Origin of the sequence: Flavobacterium chungnamense (assembly GCF_039539165.1) — a bacterium.
GTDB classification, from domain to species: Bacteria; Bacteroidota; Bacteroidia; order Flavobacteriales; family Flavobacteriaceae; genus Flavobacterium; species Flavobacterium chungnamense.
The window spans coordinates 128,303-141,945 of record NZ_BAABCS010000020.1; the positions used below are offsets into that span (position 1 = coordinate 128,303).

Sequence of the window (13,643 nt, forward strand, 5' to 3'; positions counted from 1 at the left end):
TTAACAAGTTAAAGTCTTAAAGTGATACTTTAAAATAATGAGTAAAAACCATAGTGATTTTATTGCCATTTACAATCAATACAAAGTATTGGTTTATAATGTTGCGTTGCATTACCTTCAAAATGTGGAAGATGCAGAAGAAATTACTCAAGATGTTTTTGTTCAAATCCACAATTCATTAGTTTCATTTAAAGAAAATTCGTCACTCAAAACTTGGATCTATCGAATCACAATTAACAAAAGTTTAGATTTTATAAAACATAAAAATAGTGTTAAGCGCTTTTTTATTTTTGGCAAAAATTCAGAAAATGAATCAGAATTAAATAATATTTCCAGTTTTGAACATCCTGGAATTGCTCTTGAAAACAAAGAAAATGCAGCAATTCTTTTTAAAGTAATTAATGAATTAACAGAAAATCAAAAAACCGCTTTTATTCTATCAAAGTTAGATGGATTGAGTAATCCTGAAATTTCTGAAATTATGAATGTTAGTATTTCCGCTGTAGAATCATTGATTTTTAGAGCAAAAACAACTTTAAAAGAAAAATTGAGTATAAAATTTGAAAAGTACCGCAAGAAATAAATGCAATTATCGTCTAACTAATTATGGAAAGAGAAAATTTTATAAATAAAGTTTTAAATAGCGTTGATGGAATTACCAAGGTAACTCTTGGCGATGTTGTTTTCCAGCGCATTGAAAATCAAATTAATGAAACTACAATTTCGCCAAGAACAATGTGGCTTGTAGCTGCATCAATTGCTGTTTTAGTTTCTTTTAATATTCTATTATTGAATGGTAAAACCAATCCAAATCAATCGGAAATGGCAAGTTTAGAGCATTCAATTAATAAAAGTAATCAATTATACAAATGATTATGAACAAAACAAAACTACTAAGCTTTGCAGTAATTGCTCTGCTTTTATTGAATTTTGGAATTCTTGGGTTTATATTTTTATCCAAAGATAAAGAAAGTCCAAATGGCAGAAAAATGCCTCGAGAAATAGTAATTGAGAAACTTCATTTTGATGAAAATCAGATTGTTAATTATGAAAAAATTATTAAAATTCACCAAAATACCATTCGTGATTTGGATGATTCCATAAGAGAAACCAAAAACGAATTGTATCAATTATTGAATTCAGATAAAATAGATACTTTAAAAAAAGATAGTTTACTTTTAGAATTGGCTTCTTATCAAAAGCAAATTGAAACCACACATTTTAATCATTTTTTAGAAATAAAAAAGATTTGTAAAAAAGTTCAACTATCTAATTATAATGAGCTAACACAAGAATTAAGTAAAATATTCAGCAATAGAAGAAAACCTAGAAATGAATAAAAAACTAATTTATTTCTTTTTAAGTTTCCTTTTCTCTTTGAATCTTTGGGCTCAAAAAGAAAAGGATTCTTTGTTTTTTAAAATACATTTTAAATGGAAAACAGAAACTTTAGATTTAAATAAAAATTACATTTCCAAAAGTGACACTTTGCAATTGAATGTTTTAAAATTCTACATTTCTGGAATTGAAATAAAGTATAATAATGGCACTTTTTACAGAGAAAAAAACAGTTATCATTTGGTTGATATTGAAAATTTCAAGCCTTTTACAATATCTAAATTTGAAAATAAAACAATAGAGAATATAGTTTTTAATATTGGAGTTGATAGCACAGCATGTGTTTCTGGAGCAAATGGTGGCGATTTAGATTTACAAAACGGAATGTATTGGGCATGGCAAAGTGGTTACATCAACATGAAAATTGAGGGTAAAAGTAACAGTTGTAAAACAAGAAAAAATCAATTTCAATTTCATATTGGCGGTTATATTGAACCCAATTATGCAAGGAGAACTATAAATATCAATGGCAATTTCAATGATAAAAATCAAATTGATTTAGTTATGGATTTGTCAAAATTATTTGAAGAAATAAATCTTTCAGAGATAAATTCAATAATGATTCCTGGAGAAAAAGCAATGCATTTAGCCGATGTAACTACTAAAATATTTTCAATAGAATGAAAATAAAAATCATATACTATTTAGGTTTAGGAATTGTATTTTTTGGAATGGTATCATTTTCTAAAGATTACTTCACTCCTATTTATTTCGATATACCAAAAGGATTTCCAAAACCTACTTATGATTTCAAAAACAATCCATTAACTGAAGAAGGTTTCGAATTGGGTAGAAAATTATTTTATGATCCAATGTTATCAAAAGATTCAACTATTTCATGTGCAAGTTGTCATTTACAACAAACAGGTTTTACGCATGTTGATCATGATTTAAGTCACGGAATTGATGGCAAAATTGGAACTCGAAATTCGTTGACATTGCAAAATTTAGCTTGGAGCAAAACGTTTATGTGGGATGGCGGCGTAAATCATCTTGACGTTCAGTCAATTGCACCCATTACAAGTGAGGTTGAAATGAATGAAAATTTTGAAAATGTTATCAATAAATTAAATCGAAATCAAGAATATAAAGATTTATTTCAAAAAGCTTTTGGCACCAAAAAAATCACAGGTCAACTGACTTTAAAAGCTATTTCGCAGTTTGTCGTTTCGTTGACAACATCAAATTCTAAGTATGATCGAGTAATTAGAAAGGAAGAAAAATTCACTGAAATGGAACAAAAAGGATATGATTTATTCAAACAAAATTGCGCTTCTTGTCATACAGAACCTTTGTTTACAAATCATAATTTTAAAAATAATGGTTTACAAATTGATACAACTTTGAATGATTTTGGTAGAATGAAAGTTACCCAAAACCCAAAAGATTCATTATTATTTAAAGTTCCAAACCTAAGAAACATTGAGTTTACTTTTCCCTACATGCACGACGGAAGATTTAAAACATTAACTGAAGTTGTCAAACATTATAATTTTAGAATTCAAAAAAGCAAAACTTTATCAAAAGAATTAGAAACACCACTTAATTTATCAGACAATCAAAGAGTTGAATTAGTTTCATTCTTGAAAACATTAACCGATAAAGAGTTTTTATTTAATCCAAAATATGGTTTTCCGAAAAAATAATTAAAATTGGTGCAAGAATTAAAAGATACATTCGTCTAAGTATATAAATCAATCTTCTAGGATATGAAAATTAAGTCAACTATCATTATGTTTATTTTTTGTTTTGTCAATTCCAATGCGCAATACAACAACATTACAATACCAGAAGCTTTGTATGGTACAACATTTAATCTTAACATACATGAATCAATAAGACAAATAAGAACAGGTAATCAAACTGTTACAGGTTCTATAAATAATGAAACCTTTTGGGGACCAACACTATTTATTAATAAGGGCGCGGCTGTAAATTTTAATATCACCAATAATTTAAATGAATCTACAACTATACATTGGCACGGAATGCATCTTCCGGCTGTAATGGATGGTGGTCCTCATCAAGTTATTCCATCTGGAACAGTATGGCAACCTTATTGGACAATGCAAAATAACGCAAGTACTTATTGGTTTCATCCTCATTTACATGAAACAACTGAAGAGCAAATTACCAAAGGAGTTGGAGGATTAATGATTGTTAATGATCCTATTGAATCAGCACTTCCATTACCAAGAACTTATGGTACTGATGATATCCCGATAATTTTGACCAGTAGAAATTTTAATGCTTCAAATCAATTTACTGTAGGAAGAGCCTATGGTGATTATATGTTGACAAATGGAACTTTAAATGGACAAATAACGTTGCCTAAACAAGTGGTTCGTTTGCGAATTTTAAACGCAGAAATTGAAAGAGGTTATAATTTAGGCTTTAGTGATAATAGAACTTTTTATGTAATCACAAATGATGGTGGCCTTTTAAATACTCCAGTTGCAGTGACAAGATTACCTATTCATGTTGGTGAACGTTATGAAATATTAGTTAACTTAACAAATGATACAGTTGGATCAAGTATTGATTTAAAAGCTTATAATTCTGGTCAATCTAATAGTTTTCCGGGTGGAGAACCAGGTACTTCAGGACAATTTGGAAGCTTATTGAATAACACCACTTTTAATGTATTGCATATAAATATTGGTACAGTAACTGCAAACCCAATTACAACAATACCCACAACATTAACTACAAATACTTATTTAACTGCTGCAGATGCAACAGTAAATAGAAGTGTTTCTATAACAGGAGGGCAAAATGGTGGTGCGGTTCCTTTTACATTTGATAATACTATTTTCAATATTGCATCAATCAATAAAACCTTAACTGTAAATACTACTGAAAAATGGACAATTGCAAATACACCAAACGCTGTTTTTGGACATAGTTTTCACATACATGATGTACAATTTAAAATTTTAACGAGAAGTTCTGGTACAGTTGGCGCTCATGAATCGGGATGGAAAGATACTTTTTTTATAAGTAGAAATGAATCTGTAGCGTTTGTGGCACGATTTGCTGACTACTCAGATTCAACACATCCATTTATGTACCATTGCCATTTTGCACAACATGAAGATGATGGTATGATGGGACAATTTGTGGTTACAGGACCTTTAAGTGTAGCTGAAAACTCATCGACTACTTCTTTTAGCTTATTTCCAAATCCTACAAATGATAAACTTTTTATTAAATTAAAAGATACTACAACTGAAATTTATTATATAACCATTACCACCATGCAAGGAAGAGTAGTTATGATGTTGCCTCAACCTCAATGGCAAAATGGAATTGATATTTCCAATTTAGAATCAGGTGTTTATGTATTGCAAATGATGGATAAGGAAACGAAGAGTACTACTTCAAGAAAGTTTATTAAAAATTAAATAATGAAGACATTAAAATGCTTTTATTCAATTATTGTTACAATTGTTGTTTTCCTTTGTTTTTCATTTACCAATATAATTGATAAAGAAAAGGAAATAAAAAACTTTAGTTTAAAAAGTGTGAATAATAAAACAATTTCATTGAACGATTACAAAGATGCAAAAGGGTTTGTAATTGTGTTTACATGTAATAAATGTCCGATGGCAAAATTGTACACTGAACGTCTTAATCAAATAAATGATAAATTTAAGAAGCAACAAATTTATTTGTTAGCTATAAACTCTATGGATACAGTAGCTTATGCGGAAGAGTCATTTAAGTTAATGCAAAAAAAAGCTAAAAAAGAGAACCTTTCTGTGCCTTATTTGCAAGATAAAAAACAAAAAGTTGCTAAACAATTTAACGCTACCCACACACCGCAATCATTTATAATTTGGAAGAATAAAGATGATAAATTAATTATTAAATATCAAGGTGCTATTGATGACAATGCCGCTGAACCACAAAAAGCCAAAAATCATTTCCTTATTGATGCGTTACAAGAATTGTTGAGTGGAAAAGAAGTTACTTTACCAAAATCAGAATCTTTTGGATGCAAAATTTTTTTTAGAGGTGAGAAACAAAAAATGAATTAATTAAACTATAACCATTATGATCAGAAAATTTCTATTTTTAATTTTAATTTTTAGTGCAGTATCTTTTGCACAAACCAATCCTGCCATAACAAGCTGGTTGCAAAACACAACAGGAATAACAGGTCGTCATTATGTAGCTGGTAACTCCACACCCATCAACGATGCTGTTTTGGCTAATGTTCAAACGGTTCATTACGATGGTACATGGGTTTATGTTTCAGCAACTGGAATTCCTACTTATATTACAGGACCATTTCTAGATGGAAATCCGTCTTTGGCTACAGCACAAAATAAAATATTTAAAATTCCATTAAGCCCAACTCAAAATACAGGAACACCTACTGCTACAACTGGTGGAAATATTGGTATTTTTAAAAACGGTGTAGCTTTATTTGATTATAGAGATGGTGTTGCTTGGAGTTCAACAACAAATGCATTATGTGGAGGCCCAGGAAATCCACCATGTGCAGGCGGTCCAGGTACAACCCAAGCTTGGAACAGAGATGCAATTCCGGCAGAAAGAGCTGGTTTTGATTGTGCCAAAGCACATCCAGCTATGGGTAATTATCATCATCATCAAAATCCGAGTGCTTTTAATTTAGACTTAACAGTTTTGTCCAACATTTGTGATACTTATCCATCTGACGGATTATATACAATAAATCCATTAGTACATTCACCTTTACTAGGTTTTGCTTATGATGGATTTCCAATATATGGTGCTTATGCTTACACCAATACAAATGGAACTGGTGCAATTACTCGAATGAAATCAAGCTATCAATTAAAATCATATCCAACTGGTTTAAGATCAAATGGTCCATCAATCAATCAAGTAGTTGGAACACAAACTATGTTTAATGGTTATTTTAGAGAAGATTATGAATATGTAGCTCATCCATCAGATCCATCTTATTTAGATGAACATAATGGCCGTTTTTGTATAACACCAGAATATCCATCTGGAATATATTGTTATTTTGCCACAGTAGATGCTAATCACAATTCAGCATATCCATATGTTGTAGGTCCTACATTTTATGGTAATAAAACAGCTACAACAGTTACATCTGTTCCCTCTGGTAGTTCACTTTATAATCCTGCTTTAAATTCAAGTTTATTTGAAAACTCAGAATTTAAAATTGTTATTGCACCAAATCCCTCGCAAGATTTTATTGCTATCCAAGCTCAAATGGTAGAAAATGATTTGACAGTTGAATTGATAAACGAACTTGGTCAAATTGTTAAAACTAGTAAAATTTTACAAGGAAGTACATTAAGTATAATTGAAACAGATACCTTATACAATGGAATTTATTTTATAAGAATTTCTGATAGAGAAAAAATTAAAAACTATAAAGTAGTAATAAATAAATAAAATTAAGGAAAACCTTACTGTTTTTATTTCAAAAAGGAAAACGATACCTTACTAAATTTATGACAAAATTAAATTATTTATACACATTTCTTTTAATTAGTAATTCCTTAGTATTAGGACAAACTAATCCAATAATTACAAGTTGGTTACAAAACACAACTGGAATTACTGGAAGACATTATTTAAATGGTAATCCAACTCCAATTATTGATGCTGCATTAGCAAACATTCAAACTGCACAATATTCACCTAATTGGGTTTATGTAACTACTCAAGGAGTTCCATCCTTTATAACGGGTCCTTTTTTTGCTAATCCAAATACCGTTATTACTGCTACAAATGCTATTTATAAATTTCCTTTAAATCCAACACAAAATTTAGGTGCACCAATCTTTACAGGTGCCGGGAATATTGGAATTTTTAAAAATGGTGTAGGTTTATTTAGTTATGGTGATGGCTTTTCATACAATCCTGCAACTAATTCTGATGCTCCAACTGGTAGTGCAATTTGGAGACGTGATGCTGTAAAGGCAGAAATAATTGGTTTTGATTGTTCAAAAGCTCATCCAGCAGCTCAAGGAAATTACCATCATCACCAAAATCCAAGTGCATTTAATTTTGATTTAATTCAACTTTCAACAATATGCAATTTATATTCTTCCGATGGATTATATACCATAAACCCATCTGAACACTCTCCATTACTAGGTTTTGCTTATGATGGTTTTCCAATTTATGGTGCTTATGCCTATACAAACGGTATCGATGATTCAAATGGAGTTTCAAGGATGAAATCTAGTTATCAATTAAGAAATATAACCGCTAGAACACATTATGCTGATGGAACAGATGTAGTTGATGGACCAGCAATTAATACTAACTTTCCATTAGGTTGGTATCGTGAAGATTATGAATACATAGTACATTCAAATGATCCTACATATTTAGATGAACACAATGGAAGATTTTGTAAAACACCAGAATACCCTAATGGCATATATTGCTATTTTACTACAGTTGATGAGAATTACAATTCAACTTATCCCTATGCTGTTGGACCTACTTATTATGGAGTAAAATCGGCTGTTAAGGTTACTTTAATTACTGAAAATACAGTAAGTTATACTACATTAAATACAAATGATTTTATTAATAAAGATTTTAAAGTAATTATTGCACCTAATCCATCTCAGGATTTTATTGCTATTCAAACACAAACAACTGAAAATGATTTGAATGTTGAATTAATAGATGAATTAGGAAAAGTTGTAAAGACAACTAAAATTTTACAAGGCAGTACATTAAGTATAGTTGAAACTGATAATATTTATAATGGAATTTATTTTATTAGGATTTCGAGCAAAAATGAAGTTAAAAGTTACAAAATAATTATAAAAAAGTAAATATATTGATATGCTAAAAAAAATCACAGCTTTATTAATAATCTCAATCTCATTTTCATGTGGAAATGATAAAGAAGAATATGTTTCCATAGATACTTATCCCAATGCTATAGCTGCATTTGGAAATAATATCAATTTATCTAATCTTGCAAATTATGCTAACCAAACAATACCTTCCTATATTACAAAAAGTAATGTAGGTGCCAATTTGATTACAGACAAAGGAGCTACTTTAGGTCGAGTTTTATTTTATGATAAAAAGCTCTCTTCAAATAATACCATTTCATGTTCAAGTTGTCACCAACAAGCTAATGCTTTTAGTGATGTTGCAGTAGCGAGTCAAGGTGTAAACGGAACAACAGGTAGACATTCTATGCGATTAGTTAATAATAGATTTGCAGTTGAAAATAAATTCTTTTGGGACGAAAGAGCGATTAATTTAGAAACTCAAACTACGATGCCTATAAAAGATCATGGTGAAATGGGTTATAGTGGAGCAAATGGAGATGAAGCATTTTCAGGATTAATCACCAAATTATCGGCTATTGGATATTATAAGGAATTATTCAAATTTGTTTATGGTACAGAAGAAATTACTGAAAATAAAATGCAATTAGCTTTAGCTCAATTTATTAAAAGTATCCAATCGTTTGACTCAAAATACGATGCAGGAAGAGCATTGGCAGCAAATGACGGACAACCTTTTACCAATTTTACAGCACAAGAAAATCAAGGAAAGAATTTATTTTTAACTGCACCAGTTTTTGATGCTACTGGAAATAGGACTTCTGGAGGATTAGGATGCGCTGGTTGTCATGCTGCACCTGAATTTGATATTGATCCAAATACAAGAAATAATGGAATAATTGGAACTATTAGTGGTATTGGAATTGATATTACTAATACTCGTGCACCATCATTAAGAGATTTAGTCAAAACTGATGGAACCACAAATAGTCCTATGATGCACACAGGAGTTATTACAACTCTACAAGCTGCTATTGGACATTATGGTACGATAAACCTTGCAGCTGGAAATACCAATTTAGATCCTAGATTACGACCAAATGGTTTTGGTCAACAGTTACATTTAACCGCTCCTGAAGTTAATGCTATCATAGCTTTCTTAAAAACACTTTCTGGAACAAATGTATATGTTGATAGTAAATGGTCTAATCCATTTTTGAATTAAATTATTAAACTATTTAAATAAAAAAAGAGCTTTCAATGATGAAAGCTCTTTTTTATCTATAAACGAGATTTAAATTATCCCATTACTTCTTTTACTTTTTTACCAATTTCTGCTGGAGAATCTACAACGTGAATTCCGTTTTCTCTCATGATGCGTTTTTTAGCTTCAGCTGTATCATCAGCACCACCAACAATTGCACCTGCGTGACCCATTGTTCTTCCTTTTGGAGCAGTTTCACCAGCAATGAAACCAACAACTGGTTTACGGTTTCCATCAGCTTTAATCCATTTTGCAGCATCAGCTTCCAATTGACCTCCAATTTCACCAATCATAACGATACAATGAGTTTCAGGATCGTTCATCAATAATTCAACTGCTTCTTTAGTTGTAGTTCCAATGATTGGATCTCCACCAATTCCAATAGCTGTAGTAATTCCCATTCCTTGCTTTACAACTTGGTCAGCAGCTTCGTAAGTTAAAGTTCCTGATTTAGAAACGATTCCAACATTACCTTTTTTGAAAACAAAACCTGGCATGATACCAACTTTAGCTTCTTCTGGAGTAATTACTCCTGGACAATTTGGACCAATTAATCTACAATCTCTATCTTTTATGTATGAATACGCTTTAATCATATCTGCAACTGGAATTCCTTCTGTAATACAAATAATAACTTTAATTCCAGCATCAGCAGCTTCCATAATAGCGTCAGCAGCAAAAGCTGGCGGAACGAAAATGATTGTTGTGTCAGCACCTGCTTGTTCAACAGCATCTTTAACAGTATTGAAAACAGGACGATCTAAATGAGTAGAACCACCTTTTCCCGGAGTAACTCCACCAACAACATTTGTACCATATTCAATCATTTGAGATGCGTGAAAAGTACCTTCACTTCCTGTAAATCCTTGAACTATTATTTTTGAATTCTTGTTAACTAAAACGCTCATATTATGTTTTTTTATTTAGTTTTATTGTTTGTGTTGCAAAAGTATAAAATAGTAATTAGTAATTAGTGATTAGTAATTAGTTTTTTTCTACATATTTGCAAATTTTATATACAAATAGTCATTATTGTTAAATATATATTCTTTGAAAAGATGAAATTTATTTTTGCTATACCTTTCATTTATTTTTTAACTAATGCAATAATATAGAGGTAAAGTTGAAATGTTTTAATTATTTCCAGATTCAGAAATTTGTACAAAATTTTTTGATTGATATGGATAATCTACCAAATAAAAAGTGGCTTCAATATTAGGATTTATTTCCTTCCATTTTTGTGCAATTTTTATAAAAACTCTTTTTTCTGGATTGACTAAAACATTCATTTCTTTCAAAGACCAATAGGAGATTGAAATGATATTTTGACAATTAATTTCTTTTCTATCTTTTAAGAAATAAGATTTGTACCTAGATGCATCCTTATCATTATGTACACAAATATACATTTTCTGCAAATTTCCTGAGTATAATTTAAAAGATAAATAATTATCGTATAAACCAAAAAAATTAAATATTGGCATTAATCCAATAAGGACAAAAAAGATGATATGATAACCCTTGACTAATACCCAAAAATTAAAAGTATTATTTATATTGGAAAAATAGATAACCCATAAAAATAATATCATTGCACAATTCCAAGGTAAAACTACATAGTTGTGTGCAATGCCAATAGGAGAAAGCAATATAATAATAAAGAAATGCATTGCTATTAAAAGAACGGCAGCAATTTTTTTAAACTTGGAAAACAATAATCCTAATCCACAGAAAAACTCAAACAATCCTATGAATAATCCTAAATAATGGATGATAATATTATTAATTTGATAATTTTCTAATCCAAAGAACTGTTTTAACATTAAATTTTCCCAAATATAATATAAAAAACCTCCATTTAATTTATGCAATCCGCTGTTTACATAAATTACAAAAAGTAAAAAAATAAAATAGTTTATAAAGTTTTTATTATCTCTTAGGAAAAAGGCAAAACAAAAAATTAAAATAAAATGATATTGATAAGGTTGCCATCTATTTTGGTCTAATAAACAAGATGTTATTTCTAAAAGAATAGTTAATCCGATAATGTTTTTTTTATTTGGATAAAAAAATACAAAAACCAAAGTACAAATTCCAAATAAGTATAATGTTAAATGAAACCAATTTGGACAATTTTCTAAAAAATTAAATGTTGGTATTACTGGAAATAATCTATCGGAAGTCCATAATTTAAAGGATATTATTTTAGTTACTAACCAAAAAAATATTGTTATTTTAAGAATAAGATTTACTTTCAAATTAGTTATTACATTCATCTATGAGAATTGACTCATTTGATAACCTCGATATAATTTTCCGTCTTTTATTTCCCAAATTACAAAAAAGTGTGCTAAAAGCATTTCTTCTCTAGGATTTTCAATTGTTTTCACAAAATGAGAATAGCGTATAGAAACCATATTTCCTTCTTCAACTACATGTGTAATTCTCATTTTAGAACGTACATAGGCTTTACTCAATTCATCTGATAAATTTAGTACATCTTGCTTTTTCATTTGAACAAAACCTTTGCTACTATTCCACTCGATGATTAAATCTTCGTGTAGAAATTCATTAACTTCTGATTTATGTAAAAGCAAATCATTCTTATAAAAATCCAATACTAATTCTTTAGCTGTCATTACTTTAGATTTTTTATTATTTCTGGAATACGTTTTATATTAGCTAATTGCTTCAATTTTTCTCGAGATTCTTCAATTGGAGTACCAAAATAGGATTTTCCACCTTCTATTGATTTTGTTACACCTGTTTGCCCAAGAACCACTGCCTTTGCTCCTATCGTTATTCCACTTGTTGTTCCAACTTGTCCCCAAAGTGTTACTTCATCTTCAATAATTACACAACCTGCAATTCCAGTTTGAGCAGCAATAAGACATTTTTTACCAATTACTGTATCGTGTCCTACATGAACTTGATTGTCAATTTTTGTACCTTCTCCAATAGTTGTGTCACCTGTTACTCCTTTGTCTATAGTGCAAAGAGCTCCAATTCCAACATTATTTTCTATAACAACTCTTCCTCCAGAAAGTAATTGATCAAAACCTTCTGGACGTTTTTTATAATAAAATGCATCTGCTCCTAGAATAGTTCCTGCTTGAATAATTACATTATCACCAATGATACAATTATCATAAATTGAAACATTAGAATGAATTATACAATTTTTACCAATTTGAACATTGTGGCCAATAAAACAATTGGGCTGAATAACCGTTGCATCTCCAACTATTGCAGAATTCGAAATAGAAACATTTGCAAAAGTAAAAGGTATAAAGTGATTGGTTAATTTATTAAAGTCTCTAAACGGATCATCAGAAATTAATAATGCTTTACCTAATGGGCATTCAACTTCTTTGTTAATTAAAACAATTGTTGCAGCTGATTGTAATGCTTTATCATAATATTTTGGATGATCTACAAATACGATATCGCCTGAAGTTACCACATGAATCTCGTTCATGCCATAAACAGGAAAATCATCGGCACCAACATATTGGCAACCAATGATTTCTGCAATTTCTTTAAGAGTATGTGTTTTTGAAAACTTCATATTTTTAGTGTTCAGTATTCAGTGTTCAGTTTTACCTGGTTTTGTTCACTAAAATTATTCTTTTACACGTTCCATATAAGAACCTGTAGCTGTATCAATTTTGATTTTATCTCCTTCATTAATAAATAAAGGAACATTTACAGAAGCACCTGTTTCTACTTTTGCAGGTTTAGTAGCATTTGTAGCTGTATTTCCTTTAACTCCTGGTTCAGCATAAGTAACTTCAAGAACAATTGAAGCTGGCATATCAACTGAAAGTGGCATGTCAGTTTCAGTATTAATTTGAACCATAACATTAGTTCCTTCTTTCAATAAATCTGGAGCGTCTAAGATTTTTTTATCTAAAGTAATTTGCTCGTAAGATTCAGTATTCATGAAGTGAAATTGATCACCTTCAGCATATAAATATTGAAATGTTTGAGTTTCAACACGTATGTCTTCAATTTTGTGACCTGCAGAAAAAGTATTGTCTAAAACTTTTCCGTTAGTTAAACTTTTTAATTTAGTTCTCACGAAAGCTGGACCTTTGCCTGGTTTAACGTGAAGGAACTCGATAATTTTATAAATATCGTGATTAAATTTAATACATAATCCGTTTCTAATATCTGATGTAGATGCCATTTTT

Annotated in this window: 15 protein-coding genes; 10 read left to right on the plus strand and 5 right to left on the minus strand. The window is 29.8% G+C overall.

Features of this window, described 5'->3' with window-relative positions; all coding sequences use genetic code 11:
• Positions 1-37: 37 nt before the first annotated feature.
• From ABD771_RS11030 to ABD771_RS11075, 10 genes are all read left to right on the plus strand, one after another.
• On the plus strand, positions 38-583 hold the full coding sequence (locus ABD771_RS11030) for an RNA polymerase sigma factor (RefSeq protein WP_345094485.1): 546 nt from the start codon (positions 38-40) through the stop codon (positions 581-583).
• 23 nt (positions 584-606) lie between these two features.
• Positions 607-873: a hypothetical protein gene (locus tag ABD771_RS11035; RefSeq protein WP_345094487.1), complete on the plus strand. Its 267-nt coding sequence runs from the start codon at positions 607-609 to the stop codon at positions 871-873.
• Positions 874-875: 2 nt separating this feature from the next.
• Positions 876-1,340: a hypothetical protein gene (locus tag ABD771_RS11040; RefSeq protein ID WP_345094489.1), complete on the plus strand. Its 465-nt coding sequence runs from the start codon at positions 876-878 to the stop codon at positions 1,338-1,340.
• Positions 1,333-2,022 carry an MbnP family protein gene (locus ABD771_RS11045; protein ID WP_345094491.1) on the plus strand — a complete coding sequence of 230 codons (690 nt, stop codon included), beginning with the start codon at positions 1,333-1,335 and terminating at the stop codon, positions 2,020-2,022. Before ABD771_RS11040 ends, ABD771_RS11045 begins: the two co-directional genes overlap by 8 nt.
• On the plus strand, positions 2,019-3,044 hold the full coding sequence (locus ABD771_RS11050; protein WP_345094493.1) for a cytochrome-c peroxidase: 1,026 nt from the start codon (positions 2,019-2,021) through the stop codon (positions 3,042-3,044). The genes ABD771_RS11045 and ABD771_RS11050 overlap by 4 nt, the downstream gene beginning before the upstream one ends.
• 63 nt (positions 3,045-3,107) lie before the next feature.
• Positions 3,108-4,802, plus strand: a complete 1,695-nt coding sequence (locus ABD771_RS11055; RefSeq protein ID WP_345094495.1) for a multicopper oxidase domain-containing protein — start codon at positions 3,108-3,110, stop codon at positions 4,800-4,802.
• A gap of 3 nt (positions 4,803-4,805) precedes the next feature.
• Positions 4,806-5,438 carry a thioredoxin family protein gene (locus ABD771_RS11060; RefSeq protein WP_345094497.1) on the plus strand — a complete coding sequence of 211 codons (633 nt, stop codon included), beginning with the start codon at positions 4,806-4,808 and terminating at the stop codon, positions 5,436-5,438.
• A 16-nt stretch (positions 5,439-5,454) separates the two neighbouring features.
• A complete protein-coding gene (locus ABD771_RS11065; protein WP_345094500.1) occupies positions 5,455-6,816 on the plus strand; it encodes a YHYH protein in 1,362 nt (453 codons plus the stop codon).
• A 59-nt stretch (positions 6,817-6,875) separates the two neighbouring features.
• The gene (locus ABD771_RS11070) at positions 6,876-8,219 is read left to right on the plus strand and encodes a YHYH protein (protein ID WP_345094502.1); all 1,344 of its coding nucleotides are present in this window, start codon (positions 6,876-6,878) and stop codon (positions 8,217-8,219) included.
• 10 nt (positions 8,220-8,229) lie between these two features.
• Entirely contained in the window at positions 8,230-9,411 is a 1,182-nt protein-coding gene (locus tag ABD771_RS11075; protein WP_345094504.1) for a cytochrome-c peroxidase, read from the plus strand.
• 74 nt (positions 9,412-9,485) lie between these two features.
• Here ABD771_RS11075 and sucD read toward each other — a convergent pair whose 3' ends face one another.
• From sucD to efp, 5 genes are all read right to left on the minus strand, one after another.
• Entirely contained in the window at positions 9,486-10,358 is an 873-nt protein-coding gene (gene sucD / locus ABD771_RS11080) for a succinate--CoA ligase subunit alpha (protein ID WP_298177966.1), read from the minus strand.
• Between the two features lie 225 nt (positions 10,359-10,583).
• Positions 10,584-11,726 (minus strand): hypothetical protein, encoded by a 1,143-nt coding sequence (locus tag ABD771_RS11085; protein ID WP_345094509.1) that lies wholly within the window; start codon positions 11,724-11,726, stop codon positions 10,584-10,586.
• Positions 11,727-12,089, minus strand: a complete 363-nt coding sequence (locus ABD771_RS11090) for a nuclear transport factor 2-like protein (RefSeq protein ID WP_345094511.1) — start codon at positions 12,087-12,089, stop codon at positions 11,727-11,729.
• A complete protein-coding gene (locus tag ABD771_RS11095; protein ID WP_345094513.1) occupies positions 12,089-13,018 on the minus strand; it encodes a UDP-3-O-(3-hydroxymyristoyl)glucosamine N-acyltransferase in 930 nt (309 codons plus the stop codon). The genes ABD771_RS11090 and ABD771_RS11095 overlap by 1 nt, the downstream gene beginning before the upstream one ends.
• A 54-nt stretch (positions 13,019-13,072) precedes the next feature.
• Positions 13,073-13,639, minus strand: coding sequence for an elongation factor P (efp, locus tag ABD771_RS11100; RefSeq protein WP_344816388.1), 567 nt, complete (start codon positions 13,637-13,639; stop codon positions 13,073-13,075).
• Positions 13,640-13,643 lie beyond the last annotated feature (4 nt).

Excerpts from the sequence above, each read along its gene's own strand:
- ABD771_RS11040 (WP_345094489.1), top strand. The coding sequence starts at position 876 with ATGAACAAAACAAAACTACTAAGCTTTGCAGTAATTGCTCTGCTTTTA.
- ABD771_RS11085 (WP_345094509.1), bottom strand. The coding sequence starts at position 11,726 with ATGAATGTAATAACTAATTTGAAAGTAAATCTTATTCTTAAAATAACA.
- ABD771_RS11045 (WP_345094491.1), top strand. The coding sequence starts at position 1,333 with ATGAATAAAAAACTAATTTATTTCTTTTTAAGTTTCCTTTTCTCTTTG.
- ABD771_RS11070 (WP_345094502.1), top strand. The coding sequence starts at position 6,876 with ATGACAAAATTAAATTATTTATACACATTTCTTTTAATTAGTAATTCC.
- ABD771_RS11090 (WP_345094511.1), bottom strand. The coding sequence starts at position 12,089 with ATGACAGCTAAAGAATTAGTATTGGATTTTTATAAGAATGATTTGCTT.
- ABD771_RS11050 (WP_345094493.1), top strand. The coding sequence starts at position 2,019 with ATGAAAATAAAAATCATATACTATTTAGGTTTAGGAATTGTATTTTTT.
- ABD771_RS11060 (WP_345094497.1), top strand. The coding sequence starts at position 4,806 with ATGAAGACATTAAAATGCTTTTATTCAATTATTGTTACAATTGTTGTT.
- sucD (WP_298177966.1), bottom strand. The coding sequence starts at position 10,358 with ATGAGCGTTTTAGTTAACAAGAATTCAAAAATAATAGTTCAAGGATTT.
- ABD771_RS11075 (WP_345094504.1), top strand. The coding sequence starts at position 8,230 with ATGCTAAAAAAAATCACAGCTTTATTAATAATCTCAATCTCATTTTCA.
- ABD771_RS11055 (WP_345094495.1), top strand. The coding sequence starts at position 3,108 with ATGAAAATTAAGTCAACTATCATTATGTTTATTTTTTGTTTTGTCAAT.
- ABD771_RS11030 (WP_345094485.1), top strand. The coding sequence starts at position 38 with ATGAGTAAAAACCATAGTGATTTTATTGCCATTTACAATCAATACAAA.
- ABD771_RS11035 (WP_345094487.1), top strand. The coding sequence starts at position 607 with ATGGAAAGAGAAAATTTTATAAATAAAGTTTTAAATAGCGTTGATGGA.
- ABD771_RS11065 (WP_345094500.1), top strand. The coding sequence starts at position 5,455 with ATGATCAGAAAATTTCTATTTTTAATTTTAATTTTTAGTGCAGTATCT.
- efp (WP_344816388.1), bottom strand. The coding sequence starts at position 13,639 with ATGGCATCTACATCAGATATTAGAAACGGATTATGTATTAAATTTAAT.
- ABD771_RS11095 (WP_345094513.1), bottom strand. The coding sequence starts at position 13,018 with ATGAAGTTTTCAAAAACACATACTCTTAAAGAAATTGCAGAAATCATT.